Consider the following 21,192-nt stretch of genomic DNA (forward strand, 5'->3'; position numbering starts at 1 on the left):
CTGATAAAATTTACATTAAATTGCTAGTGCCACAAACAAAGCTGATTAGTCAAAAATTGACTAGCGACGAGAAAAGTTGTCTTTATTTGATAGCCAATCTTGGGCGACCGTCTTTTGCTCACCTGTCTGCATGTCTTTAATACTAATCGTATTATCATCCAGCTCTTGCTGGGCGATGATGACTGTCAATGCCGCGCCTGACTTGTCTGCCTTCTTCATTTGCGCTTTTAGACTCGTGGCACTGGCCATCTTCACTCGTACATCTGGACGACTGTGACGTAAGTTCTGTGCATAGCTTATACCAGCACTATATACCTCAGGATGGGCCACAACGAATACATCACAAGCAGGTATATCAGCAATCGGTGCAACCGCTTCTATGAGTAGCAATAAACGCTCAAGCCCCATTGCAAAACCAACACCAGGCTCAGATTTGACTGGTTTACTACCATCTGTACCGATTGATTTTAATTGCCCTACTAGCCCGTCATAACGACCACCCGCACAAACGGTAGCTTGGCTTCCAAGCTTATCCGTTACCCACTCAAATACCGTTTTATTATAATAATCAAGGCCACGTACTAAGTGCGGATTGATTTCAAAATCGATATTAAGCGCAGTCAGATAGGCTTTGACCTGCTCAAAATGAGCCACACTCTCTTCACCCAAGAAGTCAGCAAGCTTTGGCGCATCTGCCAATACTGCTTGCGTGCTCGCCTCTTTACTATCCAAAATACGTAAAGGGTTAGTCGTTAGACGACGTTTGCTGTCTTCGTCTAGCTGGTCTTTTTTATCAGTCAAATAAGTAACCAGTGCTTCGCGATAAGCATAGCGCTCATCCAGCTCACCCAAACTGTTTAGTTGCAAACGCATCTCATTGTTGAGACCTAGCTCTTGCCACATCAGATGAGTCATCGCAATCAGCTCAGCATCAGCATCTGGTAATGCACTACCAAAACTCTCAACACCTAACTGATGAAACTGGCGATAGCGGCCTTTTTGCGGACGCTCGTAGCGGAACATCGGACCGATGTACCAAAGCTTGGGCGTATCACCACGTAGCAAGTTATGCTCGATGACTGCACGTACTGCTCCAGCTGTGCCTTCAGGACGTAACGCTAACGGCGTTGGCGGCTCAGATTTATCAGTAAAGCTGTACATTTCTTTTTCGACGATGTCCGTAGCGCCGCCAATAGCACGGGCAAATAGATCCGTTTGTTCAACGATAGGCAAGCGAATATGCTCGTAACCGTATCTACCAAGTACATCAGCCAATATCGCTTCTAAATGCAGCCACTTTGCTGATTGGTCAGGCAAAATATCATTAAAACCTTTGATAGCTTTGATCATGGTACGGTCGTATCCTTAAATGTTTAACAGGTATTCTATTATTGTTTTCTATATATTCAAATAAGCGCTATATCTGATTGATACTGTGACGGTATAGCCTAACGTATCAATCTACTCTATGGCTTATTTTACGCGAATGATTTCATTTTCACGTTTTTTTGCCAAATCTTCTGCATGGGCGCGAACCATACCTTCTATTTCATCAACCAGATTGCCTGTATCGATAAGGTGGCTTTTTTCACCCATACGATAGACCAGTGATCTAGGGGCAGCACCAACGATACCAATATCGGCCTCTTTTGCCTCTCCTGGACCGTTTACCTTGCAGCCGATCACAGATAGATTCATCGGTTCACGAATATCTTCTAGGCGCGACTCTAACGCTGTCATTACTTTAATCACGTCAAACTCTTGACGCGAGCAGCTTGGACAGGCGATAAAGTTTACACCGTTCGAGCGGATATTAAGCGATTTTAGAATATCAAAACCAATCTTAATCTCTTCTTCAGGCTCAGCGGCTAATGAGATACGAATAGTATCGCCAATACCGTCTAGCAATAATCCACCTAGCGCAATGGCAGATTTGACAGCGCCCGTACGGTAAACACCCGCTTCCGTCACGCCCAAATGTAATGGGTTATCAATTTGCGCTGATATTAAACGATAAGCATCCAATGTCAAAAATACGTTGCTGGCTTTGACAGATACTTTGTACTGGTCAAAGTTAAGACGCTCTAAAATATCGATATGGCGCATTGCCGATTCAAGCATTGCTTCGCCAGTTGGCTCAGTATACTTGCGCTGTATGTCTTTTTCTAAAGAGCCAGCGTTGACGCCAATACGAATAGGGATATTATGATATTTGGCGCAAGCGACCACTTCACGTACCTTAGTATCGCTACCAATGTTACCCGGATTGATACGTAAGCAGTCAGCGCCCGCTTCAGCAACGGCCAAAGCGATTTTATGATCAAAATGTACATCAGCGATCAAAGGCACGCTTACCAATTTGCGAATTTCACCAAAGGCTTTGACCGTATCCATTGTTGGCGTTGATACTCGCATCAAATCAGCACCTGCTTCGACACAACGCTCGATTTGAGCGACCGTCGCTGCTACATCACAGGTATCAGTGTTGGTCATGCTCTGTACGCTAATTGGTGCATCACCACCAACCGCGACATCACCGACATAGATTTTTTTGGTCAGACGACGATTAATAGGCGATGGCATTGACATACATAAATCCTTGAATCAAAAATAGAAAAGCCCTAGGCCTTTGTATATATAATATAAACCAGCTAAATCAGCATACACATATTCGCTTTATTCAAATACATGGATGCTTTATTCAAATTTGGCGCTTATGCAACTGACTATGGTGCCAATTCGAAAGTAGCTTGCTTATCTGTTGCATACGTATCTAACGCAACTGCTTGTTGATTGAGCATCAAGCTAACATTGTCGATATTATCAATTTGCACATTAAACGGTGGCATACCTGACAAGTCATAGTTACCTGCAGACTGAGAACCGTTTATTAAGCTGTTTCCAGAAGCATCCGTGATACTAACCACAGCGTCACTTGTTAATATGAGGTTTAGGGTAGCAGTCGTTGCAGCATCACCTAGATTCAATGCAGAGCCAGAAGCACCAACGCCACTCGCGTCACTATTGATGGCGGCACCTTGGGCTTGCTCTATCGCTGACATGTCCTCCACAGCTGATACAGGCTCTTGGGTATTTTCTTTGCTAGCGTTACTCACCATGCGGAATAGGAACACCGCCAAGATAATCAATCCGATAACACCTATGATCAATAGCGGGTTAAAGCGGATGCGGTTGTGAGTATCACGCTGCAAAGTCCCCATTGGGCGCAGTGGCGTATCGATGTTGCTAGCTGATTTAGCCTTTAGCTCATTAGGATAGGCGGCATCGAAGCTACTAGCGATTTTTGCTGAATCTAAGCCCAAATATTTGGCATAGTTAATCGCAAAACCACGAGCAAATGCAGCCTGTGGTAGCTCAGCAAAGTTTTCGCTTTCTAGCGCTTCTAGATGACGCTTTAGAATAAACAGCTCAGCAGCCGCTGCTTCTAAAGTTACTTGCTTGTTTTTACGGGCTTGCTGCAACACGGCACCAAATGATCCCTGAGCGTTAGATTGAGTGTTAGATGATGGGGTGATCATTTCCATGGTGCCTCTGGATTGTTAAGCCAAGTCTTAAGTTGTTTTGCTTCATCACTTAGCGGATAAGCGGATAAAAGCTGCTGTGCCAATTGCTGGCGCGTTGTTATATTATTTTGTGCTGCTGCAAGCTTGATACCTTGTAAAAGCAAGCGCGGGCTAATACCCTGCCCCTGCACCAATATCAGCGTCTCATCATATAGTCTCTGTGCCTGCGGTACACGCTGTTGGTTGAGCAATAAATCTACCAGTTCGATATGAGCAATAATACTATTACGATTGCCATCAAGTGCCCGTAAAAATGCTTTTGAAGCAGCACTATTATCACCTAACTGTAGATAAGTACGACCTAGGTTTTCTAGCGCGCCAATACGGCCTTCATAGCCTAGCGTCGCCCCTGCAATCTCAAACTGTTCTGCTGCTTCACGGTAGCGCTTTGTCTGTGACAGATACACGCCATAATTATTGTGTGCTTGTACAAAGTCTTTATCTAGCGCGATTGCTTTTTTGAAGTATTCATCAGCTTTGGCTAGATTGATACGGCTGCCTTCTTGCTGCAACAAAACGCCCATCATATCATAGGCTGGCGCATAACGGCTATCGGCAGCAAAGGCTTTTTCGAGCTGCTGCTGCGCGGTATCTAGCTCATTTTTTCGGATGTATTGCGCGGCAAGTGAGGTACGCACACGGGCGATTTCCTGCTGATCTAAATTTCGATCATTGCTAGCGCGCGTAGATGTTTGATAAGGAGAGTTACCTAGCAAATCATTAGTCGGGGTGGTCTGACAGCCACTTAATACAAGAACGCCAAACACTGCCGACAGGACTGCACGCTTTGGCAAAGCGGTTTGGGCAGCACTGATACTCGACTGCTTATAAAATTTAGAAAATGATTTTTGATATTTGAACTGACAAGAATTTTTAGAAGTCATCATAGCCGCCATCATAAAACTGGGATTCAATGCGTTCGATCTTCGAGGCCTCAGTTTAATAGATTTAACCCCTATAAGTACAATTTAGTTGTTATTAATTGCCACGTTCTGCAATCTTGACAGTCATTGCTACATTTTCTTACCATTGCGACAGACAAAAGACAGCTAAAACGCTATACCAGTCATATATAACGCTTATTCTCTCAAAGACTACTAAACACTTTCACGATCCTTGATACTCTGCTGCCACGCGGCTGAGCGTCTAGTACGATCGGCGACTTGTCCAACTAGCTGACCACAGGCGGCATCGATATCATCACCACGTGTTTGACGAATCGTACAAACAAAACCCGCTTCGCTCAATATATTACTAAACGCATGAATACGGTTGTTGCTTGATTTGTCATACGGTGCATGTGGAAACGGGTTAAACGGAATAAGGTTAATTTTACTTGGCAACCCTTCTAATAGCGCAACCAACTGATGAGCATGCTCATTGCTATCATTGACCCCATCAAGCATCACATATTCAATCGTAACGTGCTTCTTATGACGTGGATTGACATCATAGACATAGTTTTTTGCCGCTGCAATCAGCTCTTCTAACGGATATTTCTTGTTAATTGGCACCAGCTCATTACGCAGCTCATCATTTGGTGCATGCAGTGAAATAGCCAATGCCACATCAATGTCTTGCGCTAACTGATACATTTTCGGGACGACACCGGAAGTCGATAAAGTGACACGACGCTTTGATAATCCATAAGCATGATCGCTTAGCATCAACTCCATTGAACCTACGACAGGCTTGTAGTTCAATAGCGGCTCACCCATGCCCATCATCACCACGTTGGTGACATTATTTTCCCATAGGCTATGATCAACGTTTTCTAAGCTTTCATTTTCATCTGTCATATATGACGCATTAGCGACCCATAACTGACCGATAATTTCAGCCGCACTCAAGTCACGCTCAAACCCTTGCTTACCCGTACTACAGAAACTACAGTCTAGTGCACAGCCTACTTGAGAAGACACGCATAATGTCTTACGGCCATTTAACTTGCTATCATCTGCAGGGATAAGCACCGTCTCAACCAACGAGCCTCCGGTGACTTCAAATACCCACTTACGCGTACCATCGTCACTATATTGACGATGAATTACTTTAGGCGGTACCACACAAGCATTAAGTGATAACTTGTCTCGCAACGACTTACTCAAATTGGTCATTTGCTCAAAATCTGTCACGCCATGCTGATAAATCCATTTAATCACTTGAGTTGAGCGGAATGGTTTTTCGCCAATACTCTTGAAGTAATCAGCCAGTTGCGCTTGCGTCATACCCAATAGATTGGTTTTGGCATGTGCCTCATCTACTAGCTTAATGCTATCAGTAATCTTAGCAGGTACGTGCTGAGTAGGTGCTTGAACAGTTGACATAATAGGTAACCTTTTTGCAGAAGCTTAGATAAGCGGTGCAATTATTTATATGGGCTTTGCCATACATACGTGAGTGCATGAGCAATCCGCTATGAGCGCAGTTTTTCGAATTAATGAAAACATGCTGATAAGGGATTGATAACGCTAAGTAAAATCAATAATGAGGCAAGTTACTAAAAATTTCAATGAATAATATAATTATAGAACTCTAAAGCAGATACAATGCAGCCAACTGCATATTGTACAAGTAGTATATCTGATGAGGGTAACGCCCTAGCAGTTTAGTAATTCTTTGATTATAGGATTATTATAATAGCTAAAACGGCCTATACCCATAAGATATAAGCCGTCTCGCAAACCAATTATAAACAATCAATGTTGTAAATAATTCGTCTATGGTCAATCAAGTATAAAACTCATACAGGTAAGATCAGTTTAAATCGTAGCTGTCTTATTATAGCAGTTACCTCAAACAAATCGAATGCCGTAAAAGCTTATAGTTTATTTACTATATTAGCGTGTACGTGCACAAACTTCATCATCGCTGAAGAAGTAGCTGATTTCACGTGCTGCTGATTCAGCTGAATCTGAACCATGTACTGCGTTTTCGTCGATGCTGCTAGCGAAATCAGCACGGATAGTGCCTTCAGCAGCTTCTTTTGGGTTAGTTGCACCCATGATTTCACGATGCTGAGCGATAGCGTTTTCGCCTTCTAGTACTGATACCAATACTGGACCTGACATCATGAAAGATTTTAGGTCGTTGTAAAATGGACGCTCAGCGTGCTCAGCGTAGAAACCGCCTGCTTTTTCATCATCAAGTTGTAGCATTTTAGCTGCAACGATTTTTAGACCAGCTTGTTCAAAACGGCTGTAGATAGCGCCGATATGGTTGCCAGCAACTGCGTCAGGTTTGATGATAGATAAAGTACGTTCGTTAGCCATGAGAAGCTCCTAATAAATGATAAATTCAATAAAATATGAAAAATTAATGCGTTGTTTTAGCTTTAGCCACAATGTTGACTTGGACTGTTTCACACAACTCATGGTATATCAGTGTATAACCATAAGCGCCAACATCGGATTGCTGCCTATTATAATGATTAAGGCCATAAATGATAGGGTTAATTTATGACCATACCTTGCATAAAAGTAAATTTATAACAGTATCTTACTTACATCCAAGTTAAGTACTCATCAACAACAGATGCATGAGCTATCGACTTACTTACCTTATCGCTACTCATATTTATCACTTATAGCTACCAGACTGATTTTATAGAGTATTTATATCATTATTAATAATTAGAAACCCTCAACACACCTTGCTAAGAGTTTTGCTAATACATACTACCAATCAAAACATTTAATCATCTAAGCGACTGTCTCGACAACTACCTGCATTGCATTCACGCACACGTTCATTCAAAAAATTAACTCGATTAGCTGTCTTATTGGTGGCACATCTCATATTGACAAAGAAACCATCGCCATCGTTATAACTACATTGGTCGTTGCGCTCGCGCATCCACGCTAATTGTCCGCGTTTAAGCGTGGCTTTTTGCTGTTTGTTTAGGAGTTTACTCAATTTATTGTAAGAGTTGTTAAGCTCCTTATCTGCTTCCAAATATACTTTCGTGAGGCAATATAGCCCATCAAAGTCATTATTTGGTTTGTCACAGTTTTCTGCACCCCAAGCAAACATAGGCAACATGAAAGCTGCGGATGTAACTATTGCTATAGAGGTATTGCGAATCGTGGATTTAAGCGTATTTGTTGTCATAGCAAATTCCTTTTTGTATGTTGATAAAACTAAATCCTTCTATAATATCTTACACTTAATTAAGCCAAAATAATGTCAGTACATTCATTATTTATGATATTTTTAGATGACATTATAGCTAGTAGCCCTACTCTTACACTGTTGAAATTCAAGGTAATTAATCAATTTCTTGAAGTAGCACACACAAAAAACCCCAACGCTCAGCATTGGGGTTTTTTATTAATACTAAAAACTATTTAATCAAGTCTGTAGTAAAAACTAAGCGTCGTACGGATCGCGCAATACGATAGTCTCTTCGCGATCAGGACCAGTCGAGATAATATCAACTGGGCAACCAATCAGCGCTTCGATACGTTTGATGTATTTTTTAGCGTTTTCTGGAAGCTCATCATAGTTAGTGATACCAACGGTAGACTCGCTCCAGCCTTGCATTGTTTCATACTTAGGCGTAACTGACTCGTAGAATTCAGCATCATGCGCGCCTGCACACTCAGTCTCAGGTAGATTATAACCCACACCGATTAACAACTCTTCAAGACCATCTAATACGTCAAGCTTGGTCAAGCAGATGCCTGACATAGAGTTAAGTACTACTGCACGGCGTAATGCTTCAGCATCGAACCAACCACAGCGACGGGCACGACCAGTCGTCGCACCAAATTCATGACCGACTTTGGCTAAGTGAGCACCAACATCATCGAACAATTCAGTTGGGAACGGACCACTACCAACGCGCGTAGTGTAGGCTTTGGTAATACCAAGCACATAGTCTAAGTACAATGGACCGATACCTGTACCCGTTGATACACCGCCAGCGGTTACGCTTGAGCTGGTTACAAACGGATAAGTACCATGATCGATATCAAGTAGCGTACCTTGAGCACCTTCAAACATTAGGTTTTTGCCAGCTAGACGTAATTGATTTAGGTCTTCAGTTACATCAGTAACCATACCTTTAATCTCTTCTTTCCACTCTTTACAAAGCTTAAGCGTCTCATCAAAATCAATCGCTTCAACTTTATAATACTCAGTCAGTTGGAAGTTGTGATATTCGATTAGGTTACGTAGTTTTTCCTCTAGATCTTCACGGAACAAATCAGCAAGTTTAATCGCACGACGTGCTACTTTGTCTTCGTATGCAGGACCGATACCGCGACCTGTTGTACCGATTTTACCAGAGCCGCGCTTGGCTTCACGAGCTTGGTCAAGTGCCACGTGATAAGGCATGATAAGTGGGCAATTAGGAGAGATACGTAGACGCTCACGTACTGGTACGTTGTTGTCTTCTAGCTCTTTCATTTCCTTTAGTAGTGCATCAGGAGCTAACACTACGCCATTACCGATAAAGCAAGTGACGCCTTCACGCAAGATACCTGATGGAATCAAATGCAAGACAGTGGTTTTGCCATCGACAACCAACGTGTGACCAGCATTATGACCGCCTTGGAAGCGGGCTACTGCTGAGGCTTTTTCGGTAAGTAAATCAACGATTTTACCCTTACCTTCGTCGCCCCATTGGCTACCCAAAACTACAACATTCTTACCCATGATCAATCCTTACCTTTATGTATTGAGGTGTGTGCAATAAAAGCTGAAAATTAAAATGATTTTCTTAGCTATATCTTTTTGTCTCAGTGATTTATGAAATAGAAACACTGAGATATCTAACAAATAATTTTACGTTCTTGTAATCTGTACTGAATAATTTTGGCTACGTGCGCCATTCAATAGCCTACTAACAATTAAACAGTTTGTAGCTGCCATTGGCTGTCATCAGCCATGCTCAAACGATGCGTAACATCATCTGGACTGTCCTGTGCATCTAATGGCATAGTAACGCGATAGCCTTGCTGACGTAGACTCTCTACTTGTTGCAGTAGCGTCTGCATCTCATCTGTATTTGCATTGGTCAAAGCAGCAAAATCAACCAAGACAACGGTTGGCGCATCTAACTGTGTATGAGCCAGCAATCGGCTGACATCCATACTAAAGCCCGTGGCCGCACGTAACGCTTGCGTCTGGCTTTGCATACCATCAAAACGACCACCACGTACTAGTGGCTGCGTTTCGCTATTGATATAACCATTGAAGACGATACCAGTATGATAGTGATAACCTGATAGCTCAGTCACATCAATACTGACTGGGCACTGCCATTGGTCTTGTAGATAGTTTTTCAGACGCTGTAGCTCATCAATTGCCGTTGCGATTTGGCTGTCTTGTTGTGCGGCATCTGATAATTTGGCTAATAGGTTTGCAATATCATGACCAAAGCGTGCTAACACATAAAAATCATCACCCATTGGCAAAGCACGGCAAACACGCTTAAGCTCTGGTAGGTTTTTATTAGCATATAAGTACATCAATTGCTCAGTATCACTGTCTGACAATTCAGCCAATTCAGCCAAACGTTTGAATATCGCTACGTGACCCAAATCGATATGAAGCGCTGCACTCATATTGAGTTTATTTACCATCGTAAACAGCACGTCTATCAGCTCAATATCTGCTGCTAGTGACGCACAGCCAAATATCTCAGCACCCAACTGTAGCGGCGTACGTGAGCCAAACAGACCTGATGGCAAGGTATGAATCACATCACCAACATAGCAATAACGCGCAATACCCGTACCGCCATGATGCGCATCTATACGTAAAATCTGCGGGGTAATATCAGCGCGAACGCCCATTAGACGACCCGTCAACTGATCGATAATCTTAAAGGTTTGACGTTTCAGATCTTCTGACGCATCACTTAGCAAGGACTCAGTAAACTCGATCATCGGTGGACAAACCAGCTGATAACCATGAGTAATAAGCTGCTCGATTAACTGATGTCTAAGCACTTCTTGCTTATGCGCATCTTCAAACAGGACATCAACCACCCCATCAGGCAATAGCCAACTATTGGCCACATCACTGCCAAAGTTACTCAAATATGGCATGCGATTGGGTGCAGCACTGTTTTCGGCAGGCTGAGACACTGTTTCGTTGGTAGAGTTTGGCTGGGCAGGTTTTGCAGAATCAGAACTAACAGACACAATAAATCCTTGTTTGGCGTATCGCTTACCAAAAACGCGGTACTGATGCGGTACTTAAAGGGTGATTTGCCGAGTATTGACGCTGTGTGTTTTTATTTTTAACGCGCAACATCATTGACCCAATTATTTATAAACAAACCAGGTAACCGCAAAAGGGTGAATAATAAGTATAATTTAGAATGATAAGACGAGTATCTTTATGCGCTAAAAAATTGCGACAAATAATCAAGGCACTTTATGCTTTAGTTTAGCATAGCACTCAAGGTTCGCCTAGTGACAATTAGCCACAATCACTATCTAATTACAGTTCAATTGCCGCTTATTAGCTTAGCAGATATAACAGTCATCGTTGATGTATTTGGCTCAATATTGAGCGAATAGCCGAGAGGTTTCTTTTTTGTTAACCATAAGATAATGAGCGCGATTACGGCAGCGTCATCAACACAGACTCATGATACACTAACACATATTTTTATCTCGGAAGCCTTATGTCATCTGATTACCACCCAAACCCTGCCATCAACCAAACCAATGTCTTAGGCACCGCACTTGCCAGCTGTTGTTTCGATCCCATCACTGGCTATTATCGCAATGGTTTTTGCCATACTGGCAACCATGATGTTGGTCAACATACCGTCTGCGCCAAGATGACCAGCGAGTTTTTAAACTTCTCTGCCAGTCGCGGTAACGACCTGATTACCCCACTACCTGAATACAACTTTCCTGGTCTCAAACCTGGTGACTACTGGTGCATCTGCGCGCTACGTTGGGTTGAAGCATTGGACTTCGATATTGCACCGCAAATCAAGTTAGAAGCGTGTCACGAGAGTTTATTAGCATTGGTAGATATCGACACGCTAAAAAGCTATGCCCTATAGTTAGTATTGGCACACGACAAAATCGTAGCAGCGTTCACAGCATATTTGGATTATTGAAGTTTTTTATTATATGACAGGAAAGTATATGGAAAATGATAATAATCAATTTATTAAAAAAACGGCTCATATTGCGCCTGATTCCAATATGAATCATATTTACGCCAATATGAATGACAAGCATCTCTATTTGGACGATGATGATAGCTATATTTATGGTGATGTGGACGCCACTACTGAAGACACTATTGAGACCATGACGGTCTACGATCCTGACTCTGAACGCTATGAAGATATTGATTCATCAAGCGCAGGCGAAGTGGTCAATTGCTACGCTTATTCACGTAAAACAGGTGAGAATCTTAATAGAGTAGCGCTCAATGATGTGAGTCGTACGCTAGGTAATAACGGTCAATTTATTTGGCTTGGGCTATATGATCCAAGCTTAGAAACCATGGTCAAAGTAAAAGAAGCCTTTGACCTGCATGAGCTAGCGATTGAAGATGCTTTTGCTGATCATCAACGCGCCAAGGTCGAAAACTACGATAATGACATGGTCTTTGTGGTGCTACGTACGGCCAAACTAGAAGACAATGTCATTCGTTATGGTACTACTGCGATATTTATGGGTAAAAACTACCTCATCACGATTCGTAATGGCCCGTCAAACTCCTACGCGCCAGTACGTGAGCATTGCCATCGTCGCCCCGAAAAGTTACGTATGGGTCCTATATTTGTACTGCATGCTATCCTCGATTTTATCGTTGATAACTATATGCCGATTACCGATCGATTGGGCCGTTACTTGCGCGAGCAAGAACGCTATGTATTTACCTCTGAGTTTGATAAGGGCACGCTAAAAAACCTCTACGAGCTCAAATCGCAACTGGTACATATGCGTGCCATTATATTACCTGTGCAAGACATCTGTAGCTTTTTTATCAATCATAAAAAAAGTGAGATTGTCTCTGGATTTTCTCAAGCCGCTAAGCCGTATTTTCGCGATGTCAACGATCACCTCTTACACTCACTAGATGCTATTAATGGTCTTAATGAAATGCTAAGCGTGGTGATGAATACCTATATGGCGATGGTCAATATGGGTCAGAATGAAGTCGTGCGTAAGCTCGCTGCATGGGCAGGTATTCTGGCAGTGCCGACAGCCATCGCTGGTATCTATGGCATGAACTTTGACTTTATGCCTGAGCTGCATTGGAAATACTCTTACCTTGTTATTATGGCCATTATTATCGCCTTATGTAGCTATCTGTACTATAACTTCAAAAGATTGAAATGGTTGTAATACCAAATGCCATCCGTAAAAAAAGAGCAACCACTGGTCGCTCTTTTTTTATGTTGCTATCTTTTTGTATTGCTATCTAATTATTCACGGCGATGCTTGGTATGGCTATCGGGTGCTTGAGCATTATCAGGCAATAGCGCCTTAACTGTTAGGTTTGCATGCTGCTTATCGAGATTATCCTCTGGACGACCAAATGTTTTTGCTGTCCAAGTTAACACTACAATAGAGCCGCTCAATAGCATAATAGCCACAGAAATTGTCGCTAGCAGCCATAAATGGAAATAGTCTGAAACTGCCTGTACATCAACCACCAAATGTCGTGACAATGCTGTTATGGCAATGAATATCAAAAACTGTACTGGCAGACGATGGGTTTTAAAGTAGATACCTATCATAGCCAGTAGCTCAAGATAAATAAACAACATCAATATGTCTTTTAGATCCGCTGAGCCTTTTTGGATAATACCAATAAACTCTTTTCCAGCGGTCCAAACGACAACCACACTGATTAGAAATAAAATAACGTAATGACAGACATCGACAAACTCTCTACCAATACCTTGTAGTCGCTCATGAACACCTACGTTTTTTTTAGCCATGTTTAGGTCCTATCAACTGAAATGTGGTTGATTTAGCCTGAGTCTATGTTACCTCAGGCCCCTTATATATCGGCAATCAGTATTCGTATGACTATTTTTTTAGCCGTTATTCAAACCCGCTGATTTTTCAGCAGCATCGACCGTTTGGCGAATAAGCGTGTTGATAGTCATCGGTCCAACGCCGCCTGGTACTGGCGTATAAGCGCTGGCAATGTTTTCCATGCCTGTCATTTCGATATCACCAACACCGCCGTCATCTGTCGGATGGAAACCTGCGTCAATGACAACTGCCCCTGATTTGATCCACTCCGCTTTAATCAGCTCAGGTACGCCTACCGCACCAACCACGATATCTGCACGCTTAATATGCGCTGCCAAATCTTGAGTTCTTGAATGGCAGATCGTCACCGTACAGTTAGCATTCAATAGCATCATCGCCATTGGCTTACCTAAGATAGCACTGCGTCCCACGACCACTGCTTCTTTACCTGATAGCTCGATATTGTGATGCTCTAACAAATGCATAATGCCCTGCGGTGTGCATGAACCATAAGCTGACTGCTGCATCGCCATACGACCAAAACCAAGGCAAGTCACACCATCGACGTCTTTTGCTAAGTCAATCTGCTCAAAACAAGCACGCTCATCAATATGCTCAGGAACAGGATGCTGTAGCAAAATGCCGTGTACATCTGGATTGCTATTTAACTCATCTATTTTTGCCATGAGCTGCTCAGTGGTCGTGGCACTTGGCATCTCAACGCGTATAGAGTCCATGCCGACACGCTTACAGGCGTTGCCTTTCATACGAACATAAGTGGCAGAGGCTGGATCGTCACCAACCAATATCGTCGCTAAGCTTGGGGTGCGGCCAGTCTTTTCCTTAATCGTATCTACGCGCGTGCGCAGATCCTGTTCTATTTGTTTGGCAAGTGCTTTGCCGTCCAAAACGGTGGCGGATTCTTGGGCAGTAGACATAGTAACTCCAATAGAGGGTACGATATAAAAAAATAAAGACAGCGCGCGCAAATACTTTGCATGCCTGTCCTTTGCTTCGTCAATCTGTGACTAAGAGTAATATTGTACCTGTGTACGCTACAAAATCCTAGCGTAAGATAAAGCCTACACACTGATAATTTTTTATAATAAGTCAATTAAACAGTATTGCTTATATATAGGCAAATGTATCTTATGCTTTCAGTAAGAGTAGCGTCAACTTCAAAGTAAATTTCTAAAAATAATCATTCATTGCCATTTTATTCGACCATCGAATCAAACACGCTATCGATCGCTTGTATTGTCAGTTCAATTTCAGCCGCCGTAAGCGTAGGATGCACTAGAAACATCAGACTACTCTCACCTAGCTGCTTTGCCATTGGCAATCTAATCCTTGGACGTAACCCTGTACTATCAAAGGCCTTCTCCAAATAGACTTCTGACGCAGATCCAGAGAAGCAAGGCACACCTTGATGGTTAATTGCTTCAATAATGCGGTCACGTGTCCACCGATCAGGTAGATTATCTGACTGCACATAGACATATAATTTATAGTAAGCATGGTTAGTATTTGAGAACTGCGCTAAATGCTCTAGTCTCGGCACACAAAGGTAACCTTCGGATTCCCATTTGCTACAGGCCTCTAGTATGGCTTGCGCATTAGCAGTCCGTTTGGCTGTCCACTCATTCATTTTATTCAGTTGAATACGCCCTAAAACGCCTTGCATCTCAGTCATACGCCAATTGGTGCCAAAGCTTTCATGCAGCCAGTTGTAGCCAGGTGATTGCTCCGTTTCATAGACTGCAGCATAGCTCTTACCATGATCCTTATACGCCCACATTTTTCGCCATAGCAGTTCGCTATCAGTGGTGACCATACCGCCCTCACCTCCTGTGGTCATAATCTTATCTTGGCAAAAACTCCATGCCCCAACATGACCAATACTGCCCACGCTTCGCCCTTTATATCGTGCGCCATGAGCTTGCGCGCAATCTTCAATAACATATAAGTCATGCTCATTTGCCAGTGCCATAATGCTGTCCATATCGCATGGCCAGCCAGCCAGATGGACGCACACGATACCTTTGGTTTTATCACTCAATACAGCTGTGATGGTCTCAGCAGTGATATTGCCAGTTGCTTCATCGACATCTGCAAATATGGGCGTCGCACCTGCATTGACGATTGACGAGATACTAGCGATAAAGGTACGCGGTGTGACAATGACCTCATCACCTGCACCTATATCGAGTGCTTGTAATGCGACATCCAATGCCAAGGTGCCATTACCCAACGCTATTGCGTACTTACTACCTACCCAGTCAGCAAACTCTCGCTCAAACTGACGACATTCTTCGCCTGTCCAATAATTGACTTTGTTAGATAGTAGCACTCGACTGACAGCATCAGCCTCATGTTGCGTAAATTTTGGCCAAGGTGAAAAAGGGGTATTTAGCATATGTTCCTCTATGGTACTTATGTCTAATGTTGTGTCACGCTCTACGATAAACTGCTCACTATGTTATTAATCTTTTTATCTCTCACGACTTTTCTAATACTTAATGTCTTTTGATTAGCTGTATTGCTATCAGCAAAGAGTACTCTTAAAGCATTTCTTCATTAATACTATTGCCCATAAATTTACTCATAGTTGCTTCGCCCTCAGCACTGATACCGTCTTTAACAATGACTTTTTTCACTGTTTTAAATAAAATCTTGATATCCAACCACAGCGACTGATTGTCAACATACCATGTATCAAGTGCAAACCTCTCATCCCACCCAATAGCATTGCGACCATTAATTTGGGCATACCCTGTAATACCTGGGCGGACGTCGTGTCGGCGCGCTTGTTCATCATTATATAAGGGCAGATATTCCATCAATAATGGTCGCGGGCCCACTAAACTCATATCACCTTTTATGACATTCCAAAGCTCAGGCAACTCATCAAGGCTGGTATTACGCAGCGCTTTACCAAACGATGTCAATCGCGCGCCATCTTCTAAAGGATTGCCGTCTGCGCCTATATCATCCTTCATTGAGCGAAACTTTATCATCTCAAATGGCTTGCCATACAGACCTGGACGAATCTGACGAAATAGAACAGGCGCGCCAAGATTTTTACTCACCTTATATGCAGTTGCAGCATAGACAGGAGATAGTACTACTAACGCTGTCGTTGCACCTATAATGTCAAATAGTCGTTTTATCATTTATAAACCCAACATATTTATTAGTCGTTTATTGACTTTATCTGCATCAAATTTCTCTTGTGCTAGCTTGTAGCTTTCATCACCCATCTCTTTAATTTGTTCAGGATGTTCTATAAAGTAAATTATTTTCTCTGCCAAAGCTTTCGGATTCCATTTTTCTACTAAAAACCCATTTACTCCATCAATAACCGTCTCACGGCAACCAGGTACATCAGTAGTGATAATAGGTCTTCCAATTGCCATCGCTTCTTGAGTGCTGCGCGGCACACCTTCACGATAAGACGGCAGTACAAATACATGATGATTTGCAATCCAGTCTTTTACATTATCAACATGACCAGGATAGTTTACGATGCTCGATGCAATCAACTCATCTAACTCTGATTTCTGCAATGCACCCATATTAGAAGCATCTATCTCTCCTAAAATAGTGAAATATGCTTCAGGATATATTTTCTTTACTATTTTTATAGCCGAAATAAGATCATGGACACCTTTTTCTTTCAATAAGCGACCAATAAATAAAAATTTGATAGGTTCTTCGATATTTACTATGGACTGATATTTGTACTGGCTTAGATTTAAGCCGATACCACCTAGCACACTTACCTGTTTCACTTGTATTTTATACCGCCTCAATAAATCATTAGAATCATCAGTATTTAAAAATATAAGCCGATTTAACCGTGGCAAAGCAATTTTATACAATAAGACCTGAATACCTTTAATCACTTTTACCTTCTTGCTGAGGCCTTCAGGTTGATCTGTAAAACAATAACCCAATCCTTCGAGCATACCTACAACCTGTGGAACCTTTGCTATTTTTGCTGCTAACGTGCCAAAGATAACGGGTTTAGAAAAGTAAGAGAACACAACATCTGGCGCTATTTTCTTAATAACTTTGGACAGATGATAAGCTGCTGTGATATCCGCTAAAGGATTTAAACCCCCTCGATTTAAACTATAGGTTACAGGTATGGCACCCAACTTCTCTATTTTCTTTAGCTCATCTTGAGTATATTCAGAAGTAAACGCATAGACAGTATGCTGCTGTCTGACCAACTCCTGAATAAGGTCAGCGCGAAAGCCATAAAAACTATAAGCAATGGTGCCTAAAATAATTATTTTCATCCATTCACCACCTATACTCTATTTGAGGAGGACTTTCTAAAAGACGATCTTTTAAGCCTTAAGATATAAAAAAAACTGATATATATAGCCAAATAGTTGTATATCCTTAAACGTACTGCGGTGCCTAAATTATCGTTTCCGATCAGCCAAACACTGCCGTAGAATATGAAAAATATAATGAGAAAACGTACAAAGCTGTCTGCTAACTTAATGTTCTTTAATACATATATGAGCATGAAAAAGAAAGGAACGGTTTCGAGTACGAATAGTACAAGCGCTAGCGGGTTAGTAATGTACAAGCCCAGCATCTGACCCAAAAAGCTAATTATAAAATTAGGTATAAATAGTATAGGATTAGAGAAGCTGAGACCTAGAGTCGAGCCACCTTCCGACTCTTCAAATCCAGACCGATACTCAGTTAGCAAGTCCAAAACGCCTAAATAGTTTGCTGCAAACAGAAGTCCAAGATAGAGAAGACCTAAATAAAAAGCTCTACTTTTAGTAAATTTTATTTTTAAGAAAAGTAGACTAAGCAAGTAGGCATACCCTAAATAAGGTCTTATCTCTATTAAGAAAAATCCAATCACCACAGATAATAAAAAATAAAAGACAGTACCAAAGACACTATGACTACTTAAGAACCACTTTACTGTCAGGCATCCTAATAGAAAACTAAAGGCCATAAATATATCGCGAAATATATCTGTTGAAAAAAAGAATATCGTTGGATGAATCAAGCAAACTAAAAGAGCGTATAAATAGTATTTTTGATTTCTTTTGAACGTTATGCCTGAAAGTCTAACTACCATAATGGGAATAGCTATTAAACTTAGAAAAAATAAGAAATAAGTAGTCAAATCACGCGAATACAAGCCAAAATCGTTTAACCACCTTAGTAATACTGGCCAAATATTTACTGCGGTATCTGTAAAGCCTTCAGCATAAGAGTTATAGTAATTAGCATCGCTGCCACCGCCCAATTTTATTATTAAAATATCGTATTCCATCAGTACGAATGCAATTATTTTTGAGAAAAAGATAGCGGTAACTAATAAAAATATATTAGAGTTAGAAAATCTCTCGAATAATTGCTGATTATTTCTCATGGTATATTTCCACCCATTCATCGGAAATAATCTTTATATCAAATTTGTCTTTGGCATATTGTCGACCTAGAATATTCTTCTGTTCAATTAATAAATTAGCTTCGATGGCTTTTGCTAAAGCTTCAGGCTTCTGGATAGGTACGATACTTCCATAACCGTCTAATATCTCACGGGCGCCGCTAACATCAGTAGAAACGACGTTTGCTTGACAAGCTAAAGCTTCAATCAATACTGTCGGCAGCCCCTCATAATCAGATGATAAAACGAACGTATCACAAGCACTCATCAACGTTGATATATCACTCCTTCTACCTAACAGAATAACTTCTTTATCTAACTCTAACTCTATAATATGCCTTTCGATTTCTGACCTTAATTCACCATCACCTGCAATAATCAGTACAAAAGGAATAGAATTAGCGGTTTTTAAAAATCTTATAGACCTCAAGAGATTAAGGTAGTTCTTTGCTTTATTAAACCTACCAACTGCTAAGATTACCTTGCAGTTCTGATCTAGCCCGAGCTCATCCTTTATTGCGATTTTTGCCTGCGTACTATAACTAAAGTCATCAAAATTCACTCCGTTATATATAGCTTTCATTCCTTTTTTTGGTACTGCATATCTTGATTCAAAAGAGGCAACTGCCGTGTTGCTGACATTGGTGCTTACATCGGCCAAGCGGTTGGTCAGTCGATAAGCTAGCATACGTAGTGCACCGCCCTCATTGCTACTGTGGGCGGTGGATATCAATCTATTTATTGGAGTTACTATTTTGACTAAACGCGTCAAAATATTTGCATGGACCATATGCGAGTGCACAACGTCAGGCTGATAACTTTTAATTATTTTTGATAGCAAAATATATGCAGCAGGTAGAGAGATTATATTGGTCAAGCTAACTTTCATTAACTCAATACCTTCACATGTTGGTCTAGTAAGTACCTCACCTACAAAATACACAATTCTAACTTGATGCCCTTTTTGGACCATGGCATCCGCCAAGTCACAAACAACTCGTTCAGCGCCTCCTTGTCCTAAGCCTGTAATAACATATAGTATTTTCATTGTTATCCTATAGCTATAAAATTGTTATATGAGTAGGCATACATCCATTATTTTAATTCTATTTATTCTATAATTAGTCACTCTTTTCTAATAGCTCAATCCACTGCCCTATTATTTCTTTAGGTTGATATTTTTTAGATTTCTCTTTTCCTCGTAAGCCAATTATTTTTCGATCTTCTTTACTATTCATCAGTTCTATCAAGGCTGAAGCAAGCTCATCGATATTGTTTTTCGGTACTAAAATTGAACCTGTACCTTCTAATATTTCTGCAGGGCCTGTATCACAATCAAAGCTAACAATAGGTAGTCCAAAAGCTAACGCCTCAAGCAGCACCATTGGAAAACCTTCAAAACGAGAGCTTAAACAAAATATTTCTGCTTCTTTATAGTATTTACTTACATCCGAAGTCTCACCCACCAAGCTCACTTTTTCAGTTAACTCATTCTCTTCGATAAATTTTGTGAGTTTGTTTCTCTCTTTGCCCTCGCCAACTATGACTAGTTTCCAATCTGGCATAAAGTCACTTACCTTAACCCAAGCCTCAAGCAACATATCGAAACCTTTCACCTGAATCAACCTACCTACTGCCAATACGGTTCTTGTGTTTTCTCGCTTGATATAGTCTTGTGGTGGGAATGGACAAGCATTTTCTATTGCTAAGATTTGTGATTTATGATGCGTGCCGTCTAACCAATACCGCTTATCTCTTTCCGTTAAAGTCACTACTGAATCGCAATATCGTGCTGCTAGTTGACGAGCGACTCTTCTACTTCTAACTCCTAAATCGTGATTAAAATTCAAGTGCTCCCAACATATATGCTTGACCGGTAAGCCTATGGTGGCAGGTATAGTAAATTGAGAGCATAATGTCTCTACTACTATCAATGCATCAATCTCCTCTTCTTTTAGTAGCTTCCTTAATTTATAAATAGTATTAGGAATACGGAGCAACCTATGGTCTGAAAAACTCATTAGAGACACTAGTTTTATTTCTTTATTTATAGGAAAAAAAGGTTTATCTCCATAGGATATGCTGGCTAGTATTACTTCATACCCTACTTCAGATAAGCTATTCGCAAGCATACATCCTACTCGCTCAGTACCGCCCGAGCTATTGACACTACTAATTACTATTAGAACTTTCATGTCGCTCTCCTTATTAT

At 41.3% G+C, this 21,192-nt stretch carries 19 protein-coding genes; 2 read left to right on the forward strand and 17 right to left on the reverse strand.

The annotated features are described in order from the left end of the window. Positions 1 to 60: 60 nt before the first annotated feature. From hisS to ACHEVO_RS06395, 9 genes are all read right to left on the reverse strand, one after another. Positions 61 to 1,350, reverse strand: a complete 1,290-nt coding sequence (gene hisS, locus ACHEVO_RS06355) for a histidine--tRNA ligase (protein WP_394124327.1) — start codon at positions 1,348 to 1,350, stop codon at positions 61 to 63. A 123-nt stretch (positions 1,351 to 1,473) separates the two neighbouring features. Next, positions 1,474 to 2,589: a flavodoxin-dependent (E)-4-hydroxy-3-methylbut-2-enyl-diphosphate synthase gene (ispG, locus tag ACHEVO_RS06360; RefSeq protein WP_394124328.1), complete on the reverse strand. Its 1,116-nt coding sequence runs from the start codon at positions 2,587 to 2,589 to the stop codon at positions 1,474 to 1,476. A 137-nt stretch (positions 2,590 to 2,726) separates the two neighbouring features. Next, a complete protein-coding gene (locus tag ACHEVO_RS06365) occupies positions 2,727 to 3,539 on the reverse strand; it encodes a helix-turn-helix domain-containing protein (protein ID WP_394124395.1) in 813 nt (270 codons plus the stop codon). Continuing rightward, positions 3,536 to 4,471, reverse strand: a complete 936-nt coding sequence (pilW, locus tag ACHEVO_RS06370; RefSeq protein WP_296207441.1) for a type IV pilus biogenesis/stability protein PilW — start codon at positions 4,469 to 4,471, stop codon at positions 3,536 to 3,538. Before pilW ends, ACHEVO_RS06365 begins: the two co-directional genes overlap by 4 nt. Positions 4,472 to 4,681: 210 nt before the next feature. Continuing rightward, positions 4,682 to 5,911, reverse strand: a complete 1,230-nt coding sequence (rlmN, locus tag ACHEVO_RS06375; RefSeq protein ID WP_057759033.1) for a 23S rRNA (adenine(2503)-C(2))-methyltransferase RlmN — start codon at positions 5,909 to 5,911, stop codon at positions 4,682 to 4,684. A 513-nt stretch (positions 5,912 to 6,424) separates the two neighbouring features. Further along, positions 6,425 to 6,856, reverse strand: coding sequence for a nucleoside-diphosphate kinase (gene ndk, locus ACHEVO_RS06380; protein ID WP_057759031.1), 432 nt, complete (start codon positions 6,854 to 6,856; stop codon positions 6,425 to 6,427). A gap of 421 nt (positions 6,857 to 7,277) precedes the next feature. After that, positions 7,278 to 7,694: a lysozyme inhibitor LprI family protein gene (locus ACHEVO_RS06385; protein ID WP_394124329.1), complete on the reverse strand. Its 417-nt coding sequence runs from the start codon at positions 7,692 to 7,694 to the stop codon at positions 7,278 to 7,280. A 258-nt stretch (positions 7,695 to 7,952) separates the two neighbouring features. Next, the gene (locus tag ACHEVO_RS06390; protein ID WP_057759029.1) at positions 7,953 to 9,242 is read right to left on the reverse strand and encodes an adenylosuccinate synthase; all 1,290 of its coding nucleotides are present in this window, start codon (positions 9,240 to 9,242) and stop codon (positions 7,953 to 7,955) included. A 194-nt stretch (positions 9,243 to 9,436) separates the two neighbouring features. Beyond that, positions 9,437 to 10,735 carry an ATP phosphoribosyltransferase regulatory subunit gene (locus ACHEVO_RS06395; RefSeq protein WP_394124330.1) on the reverse strand — a complete coding sequence of 433 codons (1,299 nt, stop codon included), beginning with the start codon at positions 10,733 to 10,735 and terminating at the stop codon, positions 9,437 to 9,439. Positions 10,736 to 11,223: 488 nt separating this feature from the next. Between ACHEVO_RS06395 and ACHEVO_RS06400 the strand changes: the two genes are divergently transcribed. Together ACHEVO_RS06400 and corA are read left to right on the forward strand one after the other, a co-directional pair. Next, positions 11,224 to 11,613 (forward strand): DUF2237 family protein, encoded by a 390-nt coding sequence (locus ACHEVO_RS06400; RefSeq protein WP_057759025.1) that lies wholly within the window; start codon positions 11,224 to 11,226, stop codon positions 11,611 to 11,613. Between the two features lie 145 nt (positions 11,614 to 11,758). Beyond that, entirely contained in the window at positions 11,759 to 12,913 is a 1,155-nt protein-coding gene (gene corA, locus ACHEVO_RS06405) for a magnesium/cobalt transporter CorA (protein WP_371546973.1), read from the forward strand. A gap of 80 nt (positions 12,914 to 12,993) precedes the next feature. Here corA and ACHEVO_RS06410 read toward each other — a convergent pair whose 3' ends face one another. The 8 genes from ACHEVO_RS06410 to ACHEVO_RS06445 all read right to left on the reverse strand — a co-directional run bounded on the left by ACHEVO_RS06410 (position 12,994) and on the right by ACHEVO_RS06445 (position 21,175). Then, positions 12,994 to 13,512: a phosphate-starvation-inducible protein PsiE gene (locus tag ACHEVO_RS06410; protein ID WP_114700746.1), complete on the reverse strand. Its 519-nt coding sequence runs from the start codon at positions 13,510 to 13,512 to the stop codon at positions 12,994 to 12,996. A gap of 99 nt (positions 13,513 to 13,611) precedes the next feature. Continuing rightward, complete coding sequence (folD, locus tag ACHEVO_RS06415) at positions 13,612 to 14,490, reverse strand: bifunctional methylenetetrahydrofolate dehydrogenase/methenyltetrahydrofolate cyclohydrolase FolD (protein WP_394124331.1); 879 nt, start codon at positions 14,488 to 14,490, stop codon at positions 13,612 to 13,614. A gap of 278 nt (positions 14,491 to 14,768) precedes the next feature. Continuing rightward, positions 14,769 to 15,968 carry a DegT/DnrJ/EryC1/StrS family aminotransferase gene (locus ACHEVO_RS06420; RefSeq protein ID WP_394124332.1) on the reverse strand — a complete coding sequence of 400 codons (1,200 nt, stop codon included), beginning with the start codon at positions 15,966 to 15,968 and terminating at the stop codon, positions 14,769 to 14,771. A gap of 145 nt (positions 15,969 to 16,113) precedes the next feature. Next, positions 16,114 to 16,725 carry a sugar transferase gene (locus ACHEVO_RS06425; protein ID WP_394124333.1) on the reverse strand — a complete coding sequence of 204 codons (612 nt, stop codon included), beginning with the start codon at positions 16,723 to 16,725 and terminating at the stop codon, positions 16,114 to 16,116. Further along, positions 16,726 to 17,856, reverse strand: a complete 1,131-nt coding sequence (locus ACHEVO_RS06430; protein ID WP_394124334.1) for a glycosyltransferase family 4 protein — start codon at positions 17,854 to 17,856, stop codon at positions 16,726 to 16,728. An 11-nt stretch (positions 17,857 to 17,867) separates the two neighbouring features. After that, the gene (locus tag ACHEVO_RS06435; RefSeq protein WP_394124335.1) at positions 17,868 to 18,962 is read right to left on the reverse strand and encodes a hypothetical protein; all 1,095 of its coding nucleotides are present in this window, start codon (positions 18,960 to 18,962) and stop codon (positions 17,868 to 17,870) included. Then, a complete protein-coding gene (locus tag ACHEVO_RS06440) occupies positions 18,952 to 20,028 on the reverse strand; it encodes a glycosyltransferase (protein ID WP_379543923.1) in 1,077 nt (358 codons plus the stop codon). The genes ACHEVO_RS06435 and ACHEVO_RS06440 overlap by 11 nt, the downstream gene beginning before the upstream one ends. Positions 20,029 to 20,101: 73 nt before the next feature. Next, the gene (locus ACHEVO_RS06445) at positions 20,102 to 21,175 is read right to left on the reverse strand and encodes a glycosyltransferase family 4 protein (protein ID WP_379543922.1); all 1,074 of its coding nucleotides are present in this window, start codon (positions 21,173 to 21,175) and stop codon (positions 20,102 to 20,104) included. Between the last annotated feature and the right edge of the window lie 17 nt (positions 21,176 to 21,192).

Source organism: Psychrobacter nivimaris, from assembly GCF_043419765.1.
In the GTDB taxonomy this organism is placed as follows: Bacteria; Pseudomonadota; Gammaproteobacteria; order Pseudomonadales; family Moraxellaceae; genus Psychrobacter.